The sequence below is a fragment of the Streptomyces soli genome (genome assembly GCF_003999195.1).
Taxonomy (GTDB): domain Bacteria; phylum Actinomycetota; class Actinomycetes; order Streptomycetales; family Streptomycetaceae; genus Actinacidiphila; species Actinacidiphila soli.
The window spans coordinates 1-5,409 of record NZ_RJVR01000033.1 but is presented as its reverse complement, the minus strand read 5'-3'; the positions used below and the strand labels follow the sequence as shown (position 1 = coordinate 5,409).

General features: G+C 75.0%; 3 protein-coding genes. 2 read left to right on the top strand and 1 reads right to left on the bottom strand.

Translation table 11 applies throughout. The features are described from left to right. Positions 1 to 2,056 (bottom strand): FHA domain-containing protein (locus EFK10_RS01830; protein WP_127354031.1); only part of this gene is annotated, 2,056 nt, incomplete at its 3' end. A 422-nt stretch (positions 2,057 to 2,478) separates the two neighbouring features. On the opposite strand from EFK10_RS01830, the gene EFK10_RS01825 reads away from it, so the two are divergent. Both EFK10_RS01825 and EFK10_RS01820 read left to right on the top strand, forming a co-directional pair. Next, entirely contained in the window at positions 2,479 to 4,098 is a 1,620-nt protein-coding gene (locus EFK10_RS01825; RefSeq protein ID WP_127354030.1) for a serine/threonine-protein kinase, read from the top strand. 148 nt (positions 4,099 to 4,246) lie between these two features. Beyond that, positions 4,247 to 5,409: serine/threonine-protein kinase (locus tag EFK10_RS01820; RefSeq protein ID WP_164835770.1), on the top strand; the 1,163-nt coding region annotated here is incomplete at its 3' end.

Sequence of the window (5,409 nt, the reverse complement as noted above, 5' to 3'; positions counted from 1 at the left end):
CGCCGGCGAGCCCCGCCTCGCCCCAGCGGGCGGCGACCTTGGCCGGGGTGGCGAGGGCGAGGTCCAGCTCGTCCAGCAGCCGGGCGGCGGCGGGCAGCGTGGTGCGGGTCGCCCGGGGCACGGCGGCGTCCCCCTCGCGCAGCGGTGCCAGGGCGCGGGCGAAACGCTCGGCCCAGGCCGTGGAGACCGCGTCGAGGGTGAGCCGTTCCGGGCCGTGCGGCTCGATGCGCAGGGTCGTGGCCACGTCGCCGTCGAGCACGGCCAGCACCCCGCACTCGACGGCCAGCAGGTCCGAGCTCTCGGCGAGGCAGAGCACATGGACGCCCACGGACGGCCCGGCGGCCGCGATCCGCGCCACCGCCTCGCGCAGATACGCCGAGCCGGGGTCGCCGTCCACCACGAGCAGCGTGAACGGACCCTCGCGGCGGTCCGCCGCCGCGCTCACGGCCGCCGGGTCGGCCGAGGCCCACCCGGGGCCCAGCGGTCCTTCCTCGCAGCGCCGGACCAGCTCAGCGGTACGCGCCTCGGCCTGCTCCCGGTCGAGGGCGGTGAGCAGGCGGCAGTCCTGGCCGTGGGCGGGGCGCACGTGCGGCAGCCAGTTGAGCCAGGACCACTCGTCGGCGCGCTGCTCGGCGGGGCGGCCGCGGTCGGCGCTGACGAGGACGACCTCCAGCACGGTGGGCGAGTGCAGCGCGCAGAGCTGGGCCAGGACGGCGCGGGCCAGCCCGGACAGGCGGGGGCGGGGGCCGGCCAGGCCCATGACGTACGTATGCGGGTCGCGCAGGTCGATGGTGAACGGCACGGACGGAAGCATGCCGAAGCCGTCCTCGGCGGGCAGGTCGGTCGTGCCGAGCCGGACCGTGAGGGCGTCCGGGTGGCCCGGGGACCGCTCCCACAGGCGCGGGCCCGGTCCCAGCGCGGTCAGCAGTATGGAGGCCGGGTCCGGCCAGCGGTCGCGCAGCGTCGCGGCCTCGGCGGCGAGCCGGGCCGCGTAGTCGGCCTGCATCGGGCCGGCGTCGGCGGTGGTGCGGCTCGCCGCGAGCTTGCGGGCCCAGGCGCTTATCGCTTCCGCGACGTTTCGGGCTGGGCGTGGTTGCGGGAACCGGACGATGCGGGTCAGGTCTGCGGCGTCGGTGCCGTCGCTTCCGGCGGGGGTTTCTCCCAGCCGCCCGCCCGTTGCCCCCTGCGATGAGATCCAGGCCTCTCCCGGTGCTTGCGCGCCGTCGGCGGCTGTCCGCCCGCCGCCACGCGGCTCGCGGCCGAGGCCGCCCGGCTCGCCGGGGTGCCGGGCGTCGTGCGCGCCCGGCACCCCGTGCGAAAACAGGCCGGAGTCGTTGGGCTTCGCCGCGCCCGGGACGCGGTCGGGCCATTGGGTGGGGGGGAGGGAGACGCGGAGGTGGCCTTCGCCGTCGGGGATGGCGGGGATGGAGGCGGGGGGCGGGGGGACGGGGGAGCCGGGAGGGGAGGGTTCGAGGCGGAGGTCGGATTCGCCGATACGGAGGAGGGCGCCCGGCGGGAGAGGCGCGGGGCGGTCGCCGACGGGGCGGTCGCCGACCTTGGTGCCGTTGGTGGAGCCGAGGTCGGTGACGGTGACCTGCCCCTCGCTGTCGACGCTGACCGCGCAGTGGAGCCGGGAGACGTCGGGGTCGTCAAGCGCGACGTCGGCGTCGGCCGAGCGGCCGATCCGGGCCTGGCCACCCTGGAGCAGGTGGACGCCGCCCGCGTCGGGGCCGCCGACGACATGGAGGCGAGCGGCCGAGGGCTCGCCGGGGCGCGGGCCGCTGTGCTGATCGGCGGGGGCGTGCAGGGACAGCACGGCGCCGTCGACCAGGGGCGGGACGCCGAGCACGGCGGTGGCCGGGTCGAGCCGGTCGGCGCCGGCGTAGAGCGCGGGCGTGGAACCGGAGGCGCGCGCGGGCTGGCCGGAGCCCGAGCCGGACGCGAGCGCGCCTGCCACCGCCCCGAGCCGGGTGCCCTCGGGCGCGGTGACGAGCACGTCGTAGGAGCGTGCTGCGCGGCCGCTGCGCGGCCCGAGAACGGTCAGCCGGATCTGCATCGCCGTCCGCGGTCCCTTCTGCTCGGGACGCCCGGGGCCCGGCCGGAAGGCGGCCGCTGGGCCCCTCCCCGCCGCGCTCGGGCGCGTCGACACGTACGAGGGTGGGGGGTGAGCGGCCGTGTTGCCCGCCGCCCCTCCCACCCGTCCGGTGGTGCTGTGCTCGCCGGCTTCCGCCGGGTTCCCGGTGAAGGCATGCGGCCACAGCACTACGCATCCTCCCACCAGTCACTGACAACCCGCCGCCAGTCCCTCCCCCAGTGATCTTCAATGATCACCTTCGAACAGAACAAGCAACCAAGCGACCGTACCCCGCGTCCTATCCCCGAGCCTGTGCCGCGACAGAACGCGCCCGGAACCGGCGGGGTTCTCAGTCGGCGGCACTACAGTGGGCCGGAAAGGCTACGGACCAGGGAGCGCAGATCGTGCGGCCGGTAGGCAGCAAATACGTACTGGAGGAGCCGCTCGGACGCGGTGCCACGGGCACCGTGTGGCGGTCCCAGGTGCGCGACACCGGCGAGTCGGTCGCGATCAAGGTGCTCAAGGAAGAGCTCGCGAGCGACCCGGACATCGTCATGCGGTTCCTGCGCGAGCGCTCGGTCCTGGTACGGCTCACGCACCCGCACATCGTGAAGGTCCGCGACCTGGTGGTCGAGGGCGATCTGCTCGCGCTGGTCATGGACCTCGTCGACGGCCCGGACCTCTACCGCTATCTGCGCGAGAACGGCCCCTTCAGCCCGGTCGGCACCGCCCTGCTCACCGCCGCCGTCGCCGACGCGCTCGCCACCAGCCACGCCGACGGCGTCGTCCACCGCGACCTCAAGCCCGCGAACGTCCTGCTCGCGACCGTTACCGGGGCCGACGGCAGCCCGCAGATGCACCCGATGCTCACCGACTTCGGCATCGCGCGGCTCGCCGACTCCCCCGGCGTCACCCGCACGCACGAATTCGTCGGCACACCCGCCTATATCGCCCCGGAGTCCGCGCAAGGACTGCCGCAGACCTCGGCGGTGGACGTCTACGGCGCCGGGATCCTGATGTACGAGCTGCTCACCGGGCATGCGCCGTTCCGGGGCGAGAGCGCGATCGAGGTGCTGCACCAGCACCTGAGCGAGGAGCCGCGGCGCCCGTCGACCGTGCCCGAGCCACTGTGGACGGTCATCGAACGCTGCCTGCGGAAGAAGCCGGACGAGCGCCCCAGCGCCGAGAACCTGGCCCGCGCCCTGCGGGTCGTCGCGGCCGGCGTCGGCGTGCACGCGACCCCGGCCGCCGCCGAGGCTGCGCTCGGCGTCGCCGCGCTGCTCGGGCCCGACCCGGAGCCGGCCACCGTCCCGGACCAGCAGCTCGTGCCGCCGGACGCGGCCGACCCGACGCAGGTGCTCTCCCAGCAGTCCCCGCGGTCGTACGACCCGAATGCTGCCACCAGCGTGCTGTCCGCCGGCGACGGCACCCGGGTCATGCCCCCGATGCCCGACGGCTCGCCGCAGAGCGCCCAGCCGCAGGGCCCGCACCCGTGGGAGTCACAGCTCAACGCCGCCCGCCATCGCGCCGAGCAGACCGAGGTCCAGTACCTCGACCCCAACCAGGACCCCCTGCGCCGCCGCCCGCGCCGCCAGCCCCAGCCCGGGCCATCGGCCGCCCAGCAGCAGGCCTATGCCCAGCCGCAGCAGCAGCCCCCGGCGCACCAGCAGCCCCGCTACCAGCAGCCGCCACCCCAACAGCAGCAGCCGCGCTACCAGCAGCCCCAGCCCCAGCGTTACGAGCCGCAGCGCCCGCCACCCGAGCCGGCCCCGCGCCGGGAGCCGCGCCGGCGCAGCGCGAACCCGGTGAAGATCCCGGGTCTGGGCTGCCTCAAGGGCTGCATGACCGTGATTCTCGTGCTGGTCGTCATCTTCCTGCTGGCCTGGTATGTCGGGCCGCTCCAGGACTGGTTCAACACCGGCAAGGGGCTGTGGGACAGCGTGACGGGCTGGGTCAGCTCCGCCTGGCACTGGGTCTCCACGATCAACAACGCCACCAACGGCGGGGGCCCCGGAGGCCAGTAAACCCGGGTGATGTTGGAGATTTGTCGACTTCCAGAGGGTGATTTCTCCGGCAGATGCCCCGGTCACCACCGACTCGTTCCCCCAAGCGGCCCTCATCCGCGTAGCTTTGTCGCCAACACGACGGATCGTCGGAGGAGTCGAAGCAGCCTTGGCACGGAAGATCGGCAGCCGGTACACCGCCCACCAGGTGCTGGGGCGGGGTTCCGCCGGGACCGTATGGCTGGGCGACGGCCCCGAGGGGCCGGTCGCGATCAAGCTGCTGCGCGAGGACCTCGCCTCCGACCAGGAGCTCGTCGGCCGCTTCGTGCAGGAGCGCACCGCCCTGCTGTCGCTCGACCACCCGCACATCGTCGGCATCCGCGACCTGGTGGTCGACGGCAGTGACCTCGCCCTGGTCATGGACCTCGTACGCGGTACGGACCTGCGGTCCCGACTGGAGCGCGAGCACCGCCTCCCCCCCGAGGCCGCGGTCGCCATCGCCGCCGACGTCGCCGACGGGCTGGCCGCCGCGCACGCCGCCGGGGTCGTCCACCGCGACGTCAAGCCCGAGAACGTACTCCTGGACTCCGCAGCCCCGCCCGGGCCCGGCGGCGCGCCCCCGGCGCTGCTCACCGACTTCGGCATCGCCCGGCTGGTCGACTCCCCGCGCCGCACCCGCGCGACCCGCATCATCGGTACGCCGGACTACCTGGCCCCCGAGATCATCGAGGGTCTGCCGCCTCGGGCAAGTGTCGACATCTACGCGCTCGCCACGGTCCTGTACGAACTCATCGCCGGCTTCACGCCCTTCGGCGGCGGCCACCCCGGCGCCGTACTGCGCCGCCATGTCACCGAGTCCGTGGCCCCGCTGCCCGATCTGCCGGACGAACTGTGGCAGTTGCTGTCCCAGTGCCTGGCCAAAGCCCCGGCGTCCCGGCTGAAGGCCGGTGAACTCGGCGCGCGGCTGCGGGAGATGCTGCCTCAGCTCGCCGGGCTGCCGCCGATCGACGTCGACGCCCCACACGACGCGCCGGACCCGGCGGGCGACGACCTGTACGAAGTCGACTTCGACGTGGAGCCGTTCGAGCCGTCCGGCCGGCGCGGGGCCGTGCCCCTAGTACGCGGCGCGGCCCCCGACTCCACCCGCGACACCCACACCAGCCTCAAGCTCCCCACCGCCGAAGAACTGGCCACCGGCCGCCCGGCCACCCCCCGCACCGTCGGCGCGCCCCGGCACCGCCACCGCGCCTCCAACGTCCCGGACGCGTTGCGCCGACGCCGCGTCAAGCTCGGCGCGGCCGCCGCCGCGGCGCTGGTCGCCGCCGGGCTCGG